Origin of the sequence: Streptomyces sp. NPDC101234 (assembly GCF_044767525.1) — a bacterium.
In the GTDB taxonomy this organism is placed as follows: domain Bacteria; phylum Actinomycetota; class Actinomycetes; order Streptomycetales; family Streptomycetaceae; genus Streptomyces; species Streptomyces sasae.
The window spans coordinates 302271-319695 of record NZ_JBIWOA010000011.1 but is presented as its reverse complement, the minus strand read 5'-3'; the positions used below and the strand labels follow the sequence as shown (position 1 = coordinate 319695).

Here is a 17425-nt window from a genome sequence, read left to right as displayed (position 1 = left end):
GGCACGACCGGTGCCGCGCTCGGGCGCAGTCCGGTGCCGGCCGGGCGTGCATCCCGTCCGGCCGGCACCGGACTGTGCCGGGCCCGTGCCGCCACGATGCCCGGTGCCCGGTGAACATGAGGGCACGTCACAACCGCGAAGCACGACTCCGGCCGGGTACGGTTCCTCTCGCGTGACCGGGGCGGCACATGCCCGTGGCGGCGGTGCGTCAGGAGCCCGTGCCGAAGAACCGTGGCTCCGCGAGGAACACCGGGGTTCGGCACGGCTTTCGGCCGGTCCCGTACCGGGAGCGGTCCGCGTCCGCGGCGGTGCGGGGCCGCCCGGACGGCCGGCCGGGGCGTGGCCGCCGGGGCCCGTCCGGTCCCGTCCGTGAACTTCGCAATCAAAAAGTCCTGTTGGCCTCGTTGACATGTCGCAAGCACACACGTTTCACTCAACACTCGTGCATGGCAACGTTGTCAGGCCGTGGAAGCGACCGGAACCGTTGCCTGTCGCCGGCATTCCGGTGTTTCTCGGCGCGCCGACACCTGATGTGCGAAGCACGAACTGCTGCGGAGGCAACCGATGGTGAGACCCCGACGTTCAGCCGCACCACCCGACCGCGCGAGATTCCGCCGACGCCTCGCCGTGATCTGTGTCCTGGGCATGGCAGTCCTTCCGCTTCCGGCGATCGGAAGCGCCCAGGCCGCGAGCACCGCGACGCCGCCCCTGGTGAAGGACCCCGCGTCCCTCGTCAACCCCCTCATCGGCACCTCCGGTGCGGTGGACACCTTCCCCGGCCCCGACATGCCGGCCGGCATGGTGCAGTGGGGGCCCGACACGACGCCCGACCGCCCTGACGGCGGCGGCTACGAGTACAACGACAAGAAGATCTCCGGCTTCAGCCTCACCCACGTGTCCGGACCCGGCTGCCCCGTCGCGGGCGACCTGCCCGTCCTGCCCGTGACCGGCGCCCTGTCGGGCGACCTCGGCACCACGTCCGTCGGCTTCAGCCACGCCGGCGAACAGGCCGGCATCGGCGCCTACAAGGTCACCGACGCGAACGGGGTCAGGACCGAACTGACCGACACCACCCGCGCCGGGCTGGGCACCTTCACCTTCCCCGCCGGTCAGCAGGCGAACCTGCTGTTCAAGCTCAGCGGGGGCGCCACCCAGGTGGACGGCACCCGCGTCCAGGTGGTGAACAGCAAGGAGATCAGCGGCGCGATCGACAGCGGTCACTTCTGCGGCGCGAGCAACAGGTACACACTGCACTTCGACATCAAGTTCGACCGGCCGTTCACGGCGAGCGGCACCTGGGTCGGCAGCACCATCAACCCCGACGCGACGTCACTGAAGGCGGGAAAGGTCCGGCCGGCTCCGCGGAAGTCCGGGTCGGCGCCGCTGAAGGAGAAGCACTTCACCGTCCCGGCGAAGCCGTCCCCGACGATCCACGGGAGCGGAGCCAAGGCCTCCGGCACTGCCTCGTCCGCACCGAGCGCCACGGCCGCCCAGCCTCCCACGACCGGTGCGAACGGCATGTACCTGACCTTCGACACCTCCGTCAGCCCCAAGGTGACGGCCAAGGTCGGTATCTCGTACACGAGTGACGCCAACGCGGCGGGCAACCTCAACGCCGAGATCAGGAACTGGAACATCGGCGCCGTGGAGCAGGCCAACCACGACGCCTGGAACGCCGTACTGAAGAACATCCAGGTGGGCGGCGGCTCAGCCGACCAGCAGACGCAGTTCTACACCGCGCTCTACCACGCGCTGCTGCACCCGAACGTCTTCTCGGACGACAACGGCCAGTACATGGGCATGGACAACCAGGTCCACAAGCTGGCCAAGGGCCAGCAGGCCCAGTACGCCAACTACTCCGGCTGGGACACCTACCGCTCCCAGACCCAGCTGATGGCGATGGTCGAGCCCAAGGTCGCGAGCGATGTCGTCACCTCGATGCTCAACGGCTACGACCAGACGGGCCTGCTGCCCAAGTGGGCCTCGAACAACGGCGAGAGCTATGTGATGGTCGGTGACCCGGCCGCCGGCATCATCACCGACGCCTACGCCTTCGGCGCGCGAGGCTTCGACACGGGCAAGGCCCTCGCGGCCCTCCAGCACGAGGCGACCGTCCCGAACAACGACCGCCCGGGCGAGTCGGTGCGGGATGCCAAGGGCTATCTCCCGCTGGACGAGAACGACTACGGCTGCTGCAACTTCTACGGCCCGGTCTCCACCCAGCTGGAGTACGACTCCGCCGACTACGCCCTCGCCGCCTTCGCCAAGTCCCTGGGGAAGACGGCCGTCTACGAGAAGTTCGCCACCCGCGCCCAGGACTGGATGAACGTCTTCGACCCGCAGACCGGTTACATGCACGGCAAGAACAAGGACGGCCAGTTCGTGGGCGGTTTCGCCCCCGGCACCTCCAACGGGTTCGTGGAGGGCACCTCCGCCCAGTACACCCCCATGGTCCCGTTCAACCTGAAGCAGCTCATCCAGGCACGCGGCGGTGCCAAGGCGTACTCGTCCTACCTGGACAGCCTGCTCGACGACATCACCCGTCCCGGCAGCACCGATGCCGACCTGAGCAACGAGCCCAGCGTGGAGATCCCCTGGGAGTACGACTACACCGGCCAGCCGTGGAAGACCCAGGCGGCGGTCCGCGCGGCCCAGCACGACCTGTACTTCAACGCCCCGGTCGGCTCGTTCGGCAACGACGACCTCGGTGCCATGAGCTCCTGGTACGTCTGGTCCGAGCTCGGCATGTACCCGGAGACCCCGGGCACGGACACCCTGGTGCTCGGCAGCCCGGCGTTCCCGGCGGCCCAGGTGAGCCTCGGCGGCAAGACGGTGCGGATCAACGCGCCGCAGGCCGCGCCCGACGCGCCGTACGTGCAGTCCCTGAACGTCAAGGGCAAGGCGTGGAACGCCTCCTGGCTGACGTACCAGCAGTTCAGGGGAGCGGGCACGCTCGACTACACGCTCGGCACCCAGCCGAACACCTCCTGGGCCTCCGGCCCGTCGGCGGTGCCGCCGTCGGACACCACGGGCGGCGGCCGGGTGCTGGCCGCGACCGGCCCCTCCGGCGACGGTCTGGTCCTCCAGCCCGGCGCGGCCGGTGACGCCACCCTCGACCTCACCAACCTCGGCAGTACGGCCGTCACGGTCGACTGGAGGGCGACGGCGCCCTCCGGCGTCACACCGGACACGACGTCCGGCTCGCTGACCGTCCCCGCCTCGGGCAGCGCCGAGGCGAAGGTCCACGTCACGGCCGGCACGGACGAGGGGAGCTTCCCGGTCACCTTCGCGCTGACCGACCACAGCACCGGTGCGGCACTGCCCGGAGCGACCCTCCGCGTGGCCGTCGCCAAGGCCGGCGCGCTGTGGCCGTACGACACCAACGAGGGCATCTACCCCGACGGCACCGGCTTCTCGGGCGGCTTCGACGACGGCGGCTGGGCGTACTCGCAGAGCGCGCTGTCGGCGGCGGGCGTCATCAGCGGCTCCACCCTCACGGTCGACGGCATCTCCTACCCCTGGCCGACGGTGACGTCCGGTCAGCCGGACAACCTGGAGATGGCCGGCCAGACCATCCCGATGCCGGCCGGCACCTCGGGCGCGTCGCTGGGTCTGCTGGGCGCGGCGGCCAACGCGCCGACCGACGGCAGCGGGGTCTCGGGCACGGTGACCGTCACCTACACCGACGGCACCACCTCGAAGGCGACGGTCGGCTTCTCGGACTGGACGCTCAACGGCGGTTCCAGGCAGCCGATGGCGGGTGACACGACGGCCGTCACCACGGCCTACCGGAACACGGGCAGCGGGGGCCGGGACGGCGTGAAGACCTACGTCTTCGCCACGAAGGTCCCGCTGGACCCGTCCAAGCAGGTGGCCTCGGTCACGCTGCCGGTGACCGGCTCGTCGGGCACCGACCACCTGTTCGCCTACGGCTTCGGTCAGTAACGGACGGACGAGCAGGGCCGGTTCCCGGGTTCACGCCCGGGAACCGGCCCTGCTCCATGCCGATGCGGTACCTCAGCTCAGGCTGAAGTCGTCGGCGTAGACGTCGGACTGGCCGTACCAGCCGTGGACGAAGACCGTGACCGATCCGCTGCTGCCGGTGGTGAAGCTCACCGTCAGCTGGTTCCAGCTCGTGCTGTTGGACCAGGTGCTCGCACTGGCGCCGCCCGAGACGCCGATGTACGCGTACGGTCCCTGCACCCAACCGCTCAGTGTGTAGGTGTGGTTGGGGGACAGGGTGACTGTCTGGTCGCATTCGCCGGTGCTGCTGGAGCTCGGGGTGACCTGAAGGCTGTGGCTGCCGCTGTGGACCGGGCTGGACACCACCGAGCTGCCGCCCGTGCAGGTCCAGGGGCTCAGACTGCCGTTCTCGAAGCCCGCGTTGGTGAGCGAGCCCCCGCCGCCGCCTCCGCCGCCACTGGTGGTGACGGTGAGCGTGTAGGTCGCGCTGTGGCTGCCGCTCGCGGCGGTGCCGGTGACGGTGATCGGATAGCTGCCCGCGGCCACGGACGAGCCGACGGCCGCGGTCAGTGTCGAACTGCCGCCGGACGTCACGGAGGCGGGGCTGAAGGAGACGCTCACACCGGACGGCGCACCGGAGGCGGCGAGGCTGACGGATTCCGCGCTGCCGGCGGTGACGGCGGTGGAGACGGCCGCCGTCGCCGAACCGCCCTGGGCCACCGAGGCACTGCCCGGGGACAGGGCGAGGGAGAAGTCGGTGGTGGTGCCTCCGCCGCCGCCCGAGCTGCCCTCGTAGGGCACGAAGGCGTCGGTGAACGCGAGACTGTTCTGGCTGATCTCACTGCACGTGGACAGCGAGTTGGCGCTGCCGCTGCACGGCTGGTCCCGGTTGGCCGACCAGAACGCCAGCCGCCCGACGCTGTTCTGCGCGGCGAAGCTCTCCACCGTCTGGGCGTCCGCGAGCGTGAAGGTGGAGCCGTCGTCGTTCTTGCCGATCATCGGGGTGATCCCGAGGTTGGCATAGGTGTAGCCGGAGTCGACGGACTGCATCTGGGCCAGCGTGGCCCGGGCCGCGGAGAGGGCGGCCTGGCCCATCTCGGTGCCGGTGCCGGCGTAGTAGTCCATGGTCATGATGTTGACCACGTCGATCTTGATGCCCGCGTTCTTCGCGGCCTTGAGGATGTTGACGCCGTCGCCGGTCAGGCCGCTCGTCAGCACCGGCAGGGTCATGGAGAACTGCAGGTTCGGGTTGGACGCCTTGAGGTCCTTCATCGCCTGCATCTGGCGGGCCGCGGCCGCGGTGTCCGCGATCGCGGCGCCCTCGACGTCGAAGTCGAGCTGGGTGACGCCGTAGTCGTTGATGATGGCCTGGTATCCGGCGTCGATGCTGCTCTGGGTGGAGCACGTCCAGGCGAGCGGCTCGCCGCTGGCTCCGCCGGAGGAGACGATGACGGACGCGCCCTCGGACTTCGCCCTGGCGATCTCGGGGTCGGTGTAGGAGTCGTTGCCGATGGGGAGCGTGTCGCCCCAGATCTGGGTGCAGCCCTCGCCGAGCACGAAGGCCGCGGTGTAGGCCTTGAGCCCGTGTCCGGTGACGGCGGTGTCGAGCAGTCCTTCCTGACTGTTCGACATGTCGACGTAGGGAGCCACGGAGTAGACGCTGCCCGCCGCGGCGCTGCCGGCGGGGGCCAGCGCGACGGCGACACCGGTGGCCGTGAGCGCGAGGGCACACGCGGAAGCCGCGAATCTTGCCAGGTGCATGACATTGGCCCTTTCGGGATGCCCATCGGGGCGGAGAGGTGGGGGGTGGGCCGGTGCGGTTGGTACATACCAAAGCGCCGCGAGCCTTCTCCGTCAAGAGGACTAGACCAACTGGATCCGAACGGGTCGGCGTGGCCGACTCCCCGCGAACGGGCGGCGGTCCGGGTTGTCGACGACCGGACCGCCCTCGCCGTGCGGCTTCCTGGGGTGAGCGTCGGTCACCGCAGCCGGCGGCCACGACGTGAGTCGCGCCGCACCGGGCCCCGCTACTTTCCGACCAGTCGGTCGGTGCCTCAGGCGGAAGGTTCCGTCACGGTGGACTCGCTCCGGCGGAGGGTGGCCACGGCCGCCCATGCGATCGCCACCAGGGGGATGGCGCCCGAGATGATCACCTGCCCCCGGCTGGAGATCAGAGTGTTCGGGGTGCCCAGCAGATAGCCGAGGCCGATACAACTGCGGGACAGCGCCTGGAAACAGGCCCAGGCGCTGCCGTGCACCTCGGCCGGTACGTGCGCGTGCACCGCGTTGCGCAGGCCGACGTTGCAGGCGCCGTTGCCGAAGCCTCCCATGAGGAACAGCGGGAACATCACCGCGGAGACCGGGACGAGGCCGGCGAGGAGCAGACCGAGGCCGATGCCCGAGACACCGCCGAGGATCAGCGCGGTGTGCCGGTCGCTCCACCCCGCACGGCCCGCGAGCAGCGCGCCCGGAATGGATCCCAGCGCCCAGGTCGCCAGGAAGAGGCCGAAGACGGTGTTGTTGCCGTCGGCCACGCCCCGCAGGTAGTAGACGCCCGCGACGCTCTCGATGCTGGTGGCCAGCATCGCCGCCGCCAGCGCCGGCATCAGCGTGCCCACGACCGGGGCGTCGCGCAGCGCCCGGTAACCGTCCGCGAGCTTCGTGGCGGGGCGGCGGCCGATCGCCACGTCCACACTGCGCGGCACCGCCAGCATCGTGCAGCCGGCGAGCACCAGGAAGGAGACGGCGTCGGCGGCCAGCAGCGCGGCGGTGCCCCACAGGGAGTTCAGAAAACCGGCCAGGGGCGGCCCGACCAGCCCCGCGACGGACAGGCCCGCCGTCAGCAGGCTGTTGGCCCGTCCGGTGTGCTGCTCCCCGGCCACGACGGGCAGCATCTTGAACCCGGCGGCCACCGAGGCCACTCCGGCCAGGGCCGACAGTGCGATCAGCGCCACCTTCGCATGGAACCCGCCGACCGCGGTGGCCGCGCCCAGGGACAGCGACTGGACCAGCAACGCCCACAGGCACACCGCGCGAGCGCTGAACCGGTCCACCACGGAACCGATCAACGGCGCCGCGAGCACCGTCGGGATGAGCTCGGCGAGCAGCACCTCGGTCACCCCGAAGCGGATGTTCCCGTCCGCCGCGTGCAGCACCAGCCCCAGAGAGGCGAGGGTGTCACCGAGACGGGAGAAGATCGTTCCCACGATGAGCACCTGCGCGGCGACCGGCATCGCGGCACCCCGGCGCAGCGCGGCGAACGGCGCTCTCCGCGTCCTTTGCGTGTCCAATCGAGTCCAATCCGTCCGCCTGCCGGGCCCATTCGGCCTGCCCGCGCATCAGATTAGGCCTGCTGGTGAAGCGGAAGAGCGTCCATCGGCCACCGGGAAGTACCGCATCCCGGCCATTGCGCGCCCCGCCGGAACCCGAGGCGGGATCCTAATTTCTCAGCCATGAGCAGCACTTCACGGAATGTCCACGCATGTTCCACATCAACTCCCGCTGTGCCCCGACGGGAAGGCGCACTCCACGCTTCACCCGGGAAGATGTGCATCCGGGGCGTTCCGGACGTCCTTTCCCGGAACGGAGGTTCCGGTGAAGGAGATGGGTGCCCCGATGTCCGACTGGGAGCCGTAAAGCGTGTTTTTCGGCCAATCGCTGGAGTTGCGACGGTCTCGGCCGGTGAACTGCCCCCTCTCCGGACGTCGATCCGGAAAGCGCGTTCAGGGTCCGTCGAGTTATCGGGGCCGGCCGGATGAATGTCCGGAAAATGTCGGGACAACGTGCCGTCGTATTCCCCGAGGAGTGGAGAAAAGGGAACGAACCGGCATCTCGGGGAAGGGTGTCTCGCCTGGTCGGAAAACCGGGTGCCGGGCCCCCGGCCTGCTGTCTACACTCGCCAGGTATCACGCACCGTAGCCGTGGAACGAGGTTCCGGTGCTTTGCCGTGACGAGTTCGGACGAATGAGGGGAGAGGGCTGTGCGTGACCGTGCCGCTGTCGTCTCCCCGTCTTCCCGCTACGAGGTGATCCTCGTGTCCTCGGCCCTCCGGTGCCCGCTGCGCGGCCGGTACCGGACTCCGTGACACGCGACCGACTCAGCAACTCCCGGCATATGCCAACTCTTTGACGTGTCGTCAGTCGCGTCCGGCGAACTTCGCCGCACGGGGAATTGCGCTGCCCATTCCGGAACCGTCCGGGAACCGCAATCGAAAGGCATCGGGCCATGCGCACCGAACTCCACCCGAACTCCGTCAACCCCCTTGCCGTCGTTCGTAACCTGGGCATCCTCGCCCACGTCGACGCCGGAAAGACCACCGTCACCGAACGCATCCTCTTCGCCACCGGTTCCATCCACAAACGCGGCGAGGTCCACGACGGCACCACCGTCACGGATTTCGACTCCCAGGAACGCGACCGCGGCATCACCATCTTCGCCGCGGCCGTCAGCTGCGCCTGGGACGGCCATCGCGTCAACCTCATCGACACCCCCGGCCACGTCGACTTCGCCGACGAGGTCGAACGCTCCCTGCGCGTCCTCGACGGCGCGATCGCCGTGTTCGACGCGGTCGCCGGTGTGGAGCCGCAGAGCGAGTCGGTGTGGCGGCAGGCCGACCGGCACGGCGTTCCCAGGATCGCCTTCGTGAACAAGCTGGACCGCGCGGGCGCCGACCTCGACAGAGCCGTCGAGTCGATCCGCACCCGCCTGCACCCGGCACCGCTCGTCGTCCAGCTGCCCATCGGCGCGGAGGACGGCTTCACCGGCGTCGTCGACCTCGTGCACATGCGCGCCCTGGTCTGGCCGGACGGCGGTGGTACGGCGGTGGCAGGGCCGGTGCCCGCGCCCCTCAGGGAGGAGGCGGAACGCCGGCGGCGCGCCCTGGAGGAGACGGTGGCCGGGCTGCACCCGGCCGCGCTGGAGGAGTTCTGTGCGCCACCCGGCAGGCTGTCCGCCGGCACACTGGTCACCGCTCTGCACGAGCTCACCCTGACCGGCGACGGCGTCGTCGTCCTGTGCGGCTCCGCGTACCGCAACCGGGGCATCGAGCCGCTCCTCGACGCGGTCGTGGCCTATCTGCCCTCGCCGCTCGACGTGCCCGCCGTACGCGGCACCCACCAGGGTGCCGAGGAGCGGCGGACCGCCGACCCCGAAGGGCCGTTCGCGGCGCTCGCGTTCAAGGTGACCGCGACCGCCACCGGACGCCTCACCTACGTCCGCGTCTACTCGGGCACGATCGAGAAAGGAGACACCGTGTGGAACCCGGCGACCCGGCACACCGAGCGTGCCGCCCGCATCCTCCGCGTGATGGCCGACCGGCACGAACCCCTCGACCGGGCCGTGGCCGGTGACATCGTCGCGGTGGTGGGACTGAAGTCGGCGCGTCCCGGCGCCACGCTGTGCGCTCCGGGCGCCCCGCTGCTCCTGGAACCGCCCGTCGCCGCCGACCCGGTGGTGTCGGTCGCCGTCGAGGCCCGGCGCCGTACCGACACCGACCGGCTCGCCCAGGCGCTGGCCCGGCTCGTCGAGGAGGACCCCTCGCTGGTGGTGCGCACCGACGCCGAGACCGGGCAGACGGTGCTGTCCGGGATGGGCGAACTGCATCTGGAGGTCGCGGTGGAGAAGGTCCGCCGGGACGGCGGTCCCGAGATCGCGGTGGGCCGACCGCGTGTCGCCCTGCGGGAGACCGTGGTCCGCGGGGTCACGGGGTTCGTCCACCGGCATGTCCACCAGACCGGCGGCGCGGGGCAGTTCGCGCATGTCGTCCTGGACGTCGAACCCCTGGGGCACGAGGCCGGCTTCGAGTTCCGGTCGGCCGTCGTCGGCGGCCGTGTGCCGCAGGAGTACGTCCGCGCGGTCGAGGCCGGCTGCCGGGACGCCCTCACCGAGGGCCCCCTCGGCGGGCACCCGGTCACCGGGCTGCGGATCACCCTCACGGACGGGTCGACACATGTGAAGGACTCCTCGGACACGGCGTTCCGCACGGCTGGGAAGCTCGGACTCCGCGAAGCCCTCCGCGCCTGCGCGACGGTCCTCCTGGAGCCCGTCGCCGAGGTCACGGTCACCGTTCCCGAGGACGCGGTGGGCGGCGTGCTCGGCGACCTGGCCGCCCGGCGCGGCCGGGTCACCGGCTCCGACAGCCGGGACGGGGCCGCGGTCCTGACCGCCACCGTGCCGCTGGCCGAACTCTTCGGCTACGCGACGCGGCTGCGCGGCCGCACCCAGGGCCGCGGCACCTTCACCACCCGCCCGTCCGGCTACGCCCCGGCGCCGCAGGCGGCGACCGCGAGCTGACACCGGAGCGGGACGGAGGTGGTGCCGGGGCGGGGACCGGGGGTCGGGGACAACTCCCCGACCCCCGCAACCGACGGGGTGACCTGCCCGGCGCTGTGGACGGCGTCCCGCCGACCGCTGTGGCAGGCAGGCTGCCCGTGGGCGTGGGTGATGGTCCGTCTGGTGTGGTCGGTACGGCCCGCCGCCATCGTGGGTGGCGGTCCGTCCGGCGTCGTGGGGAGTAGCCCGCCCGGTGTCGTAAGCGCGGCCCGCTCACCACCGCCGGTGACGTCGCCGTGCGCGGCGAGCCGCCCGGTCCGGTCGCCGACGGCCCGTCGAAACACAACCGTTGTGGAACGGCGCTCCGCCCCGCTTCGGCCAGGTCACCCGGCTGCGGCCCAGGTCACGCCGCCGGGCGCGGCCGCACGGTCGTCCCGGAACCGGTCGCTCCTGCGCCCGCCTGCACGGATACCCGTGCCGGATCCCTTGACGAGCCACTCTTCGGAGGATTAACTCACGTCCTAAATTAAGCCATGAGGGGCTTCGGGAGCCGAACGGCGGTCCGGTCTTCGCCAGCGCGGGGCCGGCGGCCTTCGCGAAGCCCTCTCGGGGTTCTCGACTCCCGGAAAGGCACAGCTGGAGCCATGCGCAGCATCCGAGCCGCGGCCGTAGGCGCCGTCACCATGTCTCTCGCCCTCGCGGCCACGGCCTGCGGTGGCGGTTCGTCCACCGGCGGCGGGTCCAACGACTCCCCGAAGACGCTCACCTACTGGGCCTCCAACCAGGGCGCCAGCATCGAGGTCGACAAGAAGGTGCTCCAGCCGGAGCTCGAGAAGTTCCAGAAGCAGACCGGCATCAAGGTCAAGCTGGAGGTCGTGCCCTGGTCGGACCTGCTCAACCGGATCCTGACCGCGACCACTTCGGGCCAGGGCCCCGACGTGCTGAACATCGGCAACACCTGGAGCGCCTCGCTGCAGGCGACGGGCGCGCTGCTGCCCTGGGACGCCAAGAACTTCGCCAAGATCGGCGGCAAGGACCGGTTCGTCGACTCCGCGCTCGGCTCCACGGGCGCCGAGGGCAAGGACCCGGCCGCCGTACCGCTGTACTCGATGGCGTACGCGCTCTACTACAACAAGAAGATCTTCGCCGACGCCGGCATCTCCCAGCCCCCGGCCACCTGGGCCGAGTTGATCGCCGACGGCAAGAAGATATCGGCGAAGGGCAAGTCGGTGCTCGGCGCCGAGGGCGGCAACGTCTCGGAGAACATCCACCACACCTTCGTCTTCGCCAAGCAGAACGGCGGCGACTTCTTCACCGCCGACGGCAAGCCGGACTTCACCAACGACAAGGTCGTCGCCGGGGTCAAGCAGTACGTCGACCTGATGGCCAAGGACAAGGCCATCCCCACCGGCGACGCCGAGTACGCGCAGAACCAGTCGGTGAGCGACTTCGCCAAGGGCAAGCAGGCCATGCTGCTGTGGCAGTCCGCGTCCGCCAACCTCAAGTCGCAGGGCATGAGCGACAGCGACTACGGCATCGCCCCCGTGCCCGTGCAGTCCGGCACCCCCGGCACCGGCACCCAGGTCAACTCGATGGTCGCCGGCATCAACCTGGCGGTCTTCAAGAACACCAAGAACCTCGACGGCGCCACCAAGTTCGTGAAGTTCATGACCAGCGACGACGAGCAGAAGATCCTCAACACCGCCTACAGCTCCATCCCGCCGGTCAAGACCGCCCAGGAGGACGCGGCCTTCAACACCCCCGCCAACTCCGTCCTGAAGAACACCCTCGCCACCAGCGCCGCGGCCCTGCCCCAGGTGGCCTCCGAGTCCCAGTTCGAGACGACCGTCGGTACGGCCGTGAAGAACCTGTTCGCCGACGTGGCCGCCGGACACGCCATCACCACCGACTCCGTGAAGGCCGAGCTGGAGAAGGCCCAGCAGCAGATGCCGGCGGCCTGAACGAGATGACGACCACCACCACCGCTGTGCAAGAACCGGCGCGGGTGAACTCCCCCGGGGCGGCGGGCGGCTCGGGCCGCCGCCCCGGGCGGATCCGCCGCATCGGACTGCCCTACCTGCTGCTCCTGCCCGCCCTGCTGCTCGAACTCCTCGTCCATCTCGTGCCGATGGTCATCGGCGTCGTGATGAGCTTCAAGGAGCTCACCCAGTTCTACATCCGCGACTGGGGCACCGCCCCGTGGTCCGGCTTCGACAACTACAAGGTGTCGGTCGACTTCGACGCCCCGGTCGGCCAAGCCCTGTTGCACTCCTTCTTCGTCACCGTCGGCTTCACCCTGCTGTCCGTCGGCCTGTGCTGGCTGATCGGCACCGCGGCCGCGGTGTTCATGCAGGACAACTTCCGCGGCCGCGGCCTGCTGCGCGCGCTGTTCCTGGTGCCGTACGCGCTGCCGGTCTACGCGGCCGTCATCACCTGGGTGTTCATGTTCCAGCACGACAACGGCCTGGTGAACCACGTCCTGCACGACCAGCTGCACCTCACCGACAAGCCGTCCTTCTGGCTGATCGGCGACAACAGCTTCTGGGCGCTGCTCATCGTGTCCGTGTGGAAGGGCTGGCCGTTCGCCTTCCTGATCGTGATGGCCGGACTCCAGAACATCCCGCGGGAGTTGTACGAGGCGGCCGCCCTGGACGGCGCCGGTCTGTGGCAGCAGATCCGCCGGATCACCCTGCCGTCGCTGCGCCCGGTCAATCAGGTCCTGATCCTGGTCCTGTTCCTCTGGACGTTCAACGACTTCAACACGCCGTACGTGCTGTTCGGCAGGTCCGCCCCGGAGGCCGCCGACCTCATCTCGGTCCACATCTACCAGGCCTCGTTCGTCACCTGGAACTTCGGCACCGGCTCGGCCATGTCCGTGCTCCTGCTGCTCTTCCTGCTGGTGGTGACCGGCGTGTACCTGGTGTTCACCTCGCGCGGACGGAGGACCGCGGATGTCTAGCCCGTCCAGTTCGCCGATGGCCCCGCCGCGCTCCTTCCTCTGGTCCCGGCGGATCTTCCTCACGCTGCTCACCGGGTTCGTGCTGATCCCCGTGTACGTGATGGTCTCCAGCTCGCTCAAGCCCCTCGCGGACGTCACCGGCAAGTTCCGCTGGCTGCCGAGCGGGCTGACCGTCCGCCCGTACATCGACATCTGGTCGACGGTCCCGCTCGCGAAGTACTTCGTGAACTCGCTGATCGTGTCGGTCTCGGCGACCGTCTGCTCGGTGGTCGTCGCGGTCTTCGCCGCCTACGCGGTCAGCCGCCACGACTTCCGCGGCAAGCGGGTCTTCACGGTCACCGTGCTGTCCACGCAGATGTTCCCGGGCATCCTCTTCCTGCTCCCGCTCTTCCTCCTCTACGTCAACATCGGCAACGCCACCGGCATCGCCCTGTTCGGCTCCCGCGGCGGCCTGATCCTCACCTACCTGACGTTCTCGCTGCCGTTCTCGATCTGGATGCTGATCGGGTATCTCGACTCCGTGCCGCGGGACCTGGACGAGGCGGCGCTGGTGGACGGCTGCGGACCGCTCGGCGCACTGTTCAGGATCGTGGTCCCGGCCGCGATCCCCGGCATCGTCGCGGTCGCCGTCTACGCCTTCATGACCGCCTGGGGCGAGGTCCTCTTCGCCTCCGTCATGACCAACGACACCACCCGCACCCTCGCCGTCGGCCTCCAGGGCTACTCCACGCTCAACGACGTGTACTGGAACCAGATCATGGCCGCCTCGCTGGTGGTGAGCGTCCCCGTGGTGGCCGGGTTCCTGCTCCTCCAGCGCTATCTCGTCACCGGACTGACGGCGGGCGCCGTCAAGTGAACCCGCCCGTGTCCGAAGGCTTTTGCGAAGCTCGTTCCGAAGGGACCTACGTGACCATCGACCTCGCCGCACTCCCGCACGACTTCCTGTGGGGCACGGCAACCGCGGCGTACCAGATCGAGGGAGCCGTCGCCGAGGACGGCCGCTCACCCTCCATCTGGGACACCTTCTCGCACACCCCGGGGAAGATCGCGAACGACGACAACGGCGACGTCGCGTGCGACCACTACCACCGCTGGCGCGAGGACATCGGCCTGATGCGCCGACTCGGCGCCAACGCCTACCGGTTGTCGGTCGCCTGGCCGCGGGTGCTGCCCGGCGGCGACGGCCCGGTCAACGCCAAGGGCCTCGACTTCTACGACGAGTTGATCGACGGCCTGCTGGCGGCCGGCATCACCCCGTCGGTCACCCTCTACCACTGGGACCTGCCCCAGGCCCTCCAGGACCGGGGCGGCTGGCCCGAGCGGGCGACCGCCGAGCACTTCGCCTCGTACGCCTCCGTCGTCGCCGAGCGCCTCGGTGACCGCGTCCACCACTGGACCACCCTCAACGAGCCCTCCTGCTCTGCCTGGATCGGCCACCTGGAGGGCAAGATGGCCCCCGGCTGGACCGACCTCACGGCCGCCGTCCGCGCCTCCTACCACCTGCTCCTCGGCCACGGCCTCGCCGCCCAGGCGATCCGCGCCGCCGCGCCAGGCGCCCAGGTCGGCATCGTCAACAACCTCTCCACCGTCTTCGCCGCGACGGACCGTCCCGAGGACGCGGCCGCCGCCCACCGCCACGACGGGCACGTCAACCGCTGGTGGCTGGACCCGGTGCACGGCCGTGGCTTCCCGGCCGACATGGTCGAGACGTACGGCGTCGAACTCCCCGAGCGTCCGGGCGACCTGGCGACCATCGCCACCCCGCTCGACTGGCTGGGCCTGAACTACTACTTCCCGGCGTACATCGAGGACGACCCGAACGGCCCCGCGCCCTACGCCCGTTCCGTCCACCGCTCCGGCGTCCCGCGTACCGGCATGGACTGGGAGATCGACGCGAGCGGCATCGAGACGCTGCTGCTGCGCCTCACGAACGAGTACGGGGCCCGCAAGCTCTACGTCACCGAGAACGGCTCCGCCTACCCGGACGTGGTCCGCCCCGACGGCACGATCGACGACCCCGAGCGCCAGGAGTACCTGGCCGGGCATCTCGCCGCCTGCGCCTCGGCGGCCCGCAAGGGCGCCCCGCTGGCCGGCTACTTCGCCTGGTCGCTGCTGGACAACTTCGAGTGGGCGTACGGCTACGAGAAGCGCTTCGGCCTGGTCCACGTCGACTACCGCACCCAGGTCCGCACCATCAAGGGCAGCGGCCTCCGGTACGCGGACATCATCCGCGACCACCGGGGGCAGGCCCGCCGGGCGGCCTGACGAACCCGGGCCGGGCGGACCGCCCGGCCCGACACGACCGCGGTGGGCGCGGTCCAGGGGAGTTCCGCGCCCACCGCACACCCGTGCGCACGGGCGCCCCACCCGGAGCGCGTACGGTGCGTGACCGTACGAGGACGTTCCGTGGACAGTACGTCGGCCTTGCCGCCACTCTGAGTGAGTCGATCGCGTGAGTGGCGCATGGACGTGCCTGGAGGTGGCCACGCAATGACCAACGACGAGGGCGAGAGCGACGACGGCCTGCCGGCCTGCGAGGTGGACCGGGAGCCCGATCCCTCGGACAGCCTGCGGACGTTCGGAGCCGTCGTCCAGGCCCTGCGCGAGCACGCCGGGCACAGCAGGGCCGAGTTCGCCGAGTCGGTCAGGTACTCCAAACACACCGTGGCCTCGGTGGAGCTGGGACGGCGCATGCCGGACAGGGCGTTCGTGGAACGTGCGGAGCAGGCGCTGGGCAACACGGGGGCGCTGCGGAAGGCGGCGCAGTTCCTGACCCGGGGGGACAAGGGGCTCGCGGCCTGGTTCCGGCAGTGGGCCCGGCTGGAACGGGTCGCGGAGAGTCTGTGCACCTATGAATGCAGGCTGGTGCCGGGACTGTTGCAGTCGGAGGGGTACGCGCGGGCGGTGTTCGAGGGCACCGCTCCGGTCGTCACGGACGATGAGGTGGAGAACCTCCTCGCCGTACGGATGCGGCGGCAGCGGATGCTGTACGAGCGGCCGAAGGCGCCGTTCAGCTTCATCGTCGAGGAACATGTCTTCCGGCGGCGGTTCGGGGATGCCGGGCGGATGCGGGAGTTGTACGACACCGTGCTGGAGCGGGCGGCGCCGCGGAACGTGACGCTTCAGATCGTGCCGGTCGACGCGGGGTTGCATACGTGTCTGGACGGGCCGGTGCGGTTACTGGAGACGCCGGACGGGCGGCGGTTCGGCTACTCCGAAGGACAACAGAACGGGCGGCTGATCAGCGACGTGAAAGAGGTGAGCCTTCTCCAGCGGCGCTATGACACACTGCGCTCGCAGGCCCTGAACCCCGAAGACTCACGGGGACTGCTGGAGCGACTGCGAGGAGAGCTATGAGCGCGACGGAACTCGTCTGGTTCAAGTCCAGCCACAGCGGCAGCCAGGGCGACGACTGCATCGAGGTCGCCGTCACCGAACAGGTCGTGTGCATACGGGACTCCAAGGACGTGGCGCGGCCGCACTTCGCGGTCGGACGCGAGGGCTGGACGTCGTTCGTGCGGTACGCCACGCGGCACTGAATCGCCGGCGTCGGCGGCCGTGCCTGAGAAAGCGCAGTGAACATGCCGTCGGTGCCCTGCGTATCCCCCCGAGCGTGGGAGGATCGCTCACCATGAGTGCGTCGCCGGCGGTACGGAGCCTGCGTGCCGCGGTGTTCGCCGCGGTGTGCGTGCTCCTGGCTGCCGCCGGGCACGGCCTCGCCATGGGGGACATGCCACCGCTGTGGGCCGACGCGGCGGGGTTCGCCGTCGTGTTCGCCCTGGGGCGCGCCCTCGCGGGAGGTGAGCGCGGACTGCCGGAGATCGGTGTCGGCATGCTTCTCACCCAGGCCGGTCTGCACTTCGGCTTCGACGCGGCGCGCGCGGTCACACCCGCGCATCCCATGCGGATGGCCGGCATGCACGGGCATGTCATGGCCGGTATGGCCCAGCAGCCGCACATGGTGACCGCGCACGCCACCGTCGCCCATGTGCTCGCCGCCCTCGTCGCCTCCTGGTGGCTGCGGTGCGGCGAGGCCGCGCTGTGGTCGCTGCTGCGCCGAGCCGTCGCGTTCGTGCCCGGGCTGGCCGCCTGGTGGCGTGACGCCCCGCTGGCCGCGCCGTGCGACAGCCGCCTGCCCGTCCCGGCCCGCCCGGTCCGGCCCCGGCTGCCGGCGCTACGGCATGCCGTGAATCGACGCGGCCCTCCGATCCCGTATACGGCCTAACAGCAGTA

At 70.3% G+C, this 17425-nt stretch carries 11 protein-coding genes; 9 read left to right on the top strand and 2 right to left on the bottom strand.

The annotated features are described in order from the left end of the window. Positions 1–645: 645 nt before the first annotated feature. Positions 646–3945, top strand: coding sequence for a lectin (locus ACIRR9_RS22215; protein ID WP_403754384.1), 3300 nt, complete (start codon positions 646–648; stop codon positions 3943–3945). Positions 3946–4017: 72 nt separating this feature from the next. Here the strand turns inward: ACIRR9_RS22215 and ACIRR9_RS22210 are convergent, their stop codons facing one another. Both ACIRR9_RS22210 and ACIRR9_RS22205 read right to left on the bottom strand, forming a co-directional pair. Beyond that, entirely contained in the window at positions 4018–5724 is a 1707-nt protein-coding gene (locus ACIRR9_RS22210) for a carbohydrate binding domain-containing protein (RefSeq protein ID WP_403754381.1), read from the bottom strand. 293 nt (positions 5725–6017) lie between these two features. Beyond that, the gene (locus ACIRR9_RS22205; RefSeq protein WP_403754378.1) at positions 6018–7253 is read right to left on the bottom strand and encodes an MFS transporter; all 1236 of its coding nucleotides are present in this window, start codon (positions 7251–7253) and stop codon (positions 6018–6020) included. Between the two features lie 934 nt (positions 7254–8187). Between ACIRR9_RS22205 and fusA the strand changes: the two genes are divergently transcribed. The 8 genes from fusA to ACIRR9_RS22165 all read left to right on the top strand — a co-directional run bounded on the left by fusA (position 8188) and on the right by ACIRR9_RS22165 (position 17417). After that, positions 8188–10254: an elongation factor G gene (fusA, locus tag ACIRR9_RS22200; RefSeq protein ID WP_403754375.1), complete on the top strand. Its 2067-nt coding sequence runs from the start codon at positions 8188–8190 to the stop codon at positions 10252–10254. A gap of 623 nt (positions 10255–10877) precedes the next feature. After that, positions 10878–12194, top strand: coding sequence for an ABC transporter substrate-binding protein (locus tag ACIRR9_RS22195; protein WP_403754372.1), 1317 nt, complete (start codon positions 10878–10880; stop codon positions 12192–12194). 5 nt (positions 12195–12199) lie between these two features. Further along, the gene (locus ACIRR9_RS22190; RefSeq protein ID WP_403754369.1) at positions 12200–13192 is read left to right on the top strand and encodes a carbohydrate ABC transporter permease; all 993 of its coding nucleotides are present in this window, start codon (positions 12200–12202) and stop codon (positions 13190–13192) included. 16 nt (positions 13193–13208) lie between these two features. Then, positions 13209–14048, top strand: coding sequence for a carbohydrate ABC transporter permease (locus tag ACIRR9_RS22185; protein ID WP_403754447.1), 840 nt, complete (start codon positions 13209–13211; stop codon positions 14046–14048). A 50-nt stretch (positions 14049–14098) separates the two neighbouring features. Beyond that, positions 14099–15457: a GH1 family beta-glucosidase gene (locus ACIRR9_RS22180; protein WP_403754366.1), complete on the top strand. Its 1359-nt coding sequence runs from the start codon at positions 14099–14101 to the stop codon at positions 15455–15457. Positions 15458–15682: 225 nt separating this feature from the next. After that, the gene (locus tag ACIRR9_RS22175; RefSeq protein WP_403754363.1) at positions 15683–16549 is read left to right on the top strand and encodes a Scr1 family TA system antitoxin-like transcriptional regulator; all 867 of its coding nucleotides are present in this window, start codon (positions 15683–15685) and stop codon (positions 16547–16549) included. Continuing rightward, positions 16546–16731 carry a DUF397 domain-containing protein gene (locus tag ACIRR9_RS22170; RefSeq protein WP_403754360.1) on the top strand — a complete coding sequence of 62 codons (186 nt, stop codon included), beginning with the start codon at positions 16546–16548 and terminating at the stop codon, positions 16729–16731. The genes ACIRR9_RS22175 and ACIRR9_RS22170 overlap by 4 nt, the downstream gene beginning before the upstream one ends. Before the next feature lie 92 nt (positions 16732–16823). Then, positions 16824–17417, top strand: coding sequence for a hypothetical protein (locus tag ACIRR9_RS22165; RefSeq protein WP_403754357.1), 594 nt, complete (start codon positions 16824–16826; stop codon positions 17415–17417). The last annotated feature ends 8 nt before the right edge of the window (positions 17418–17425 follow it).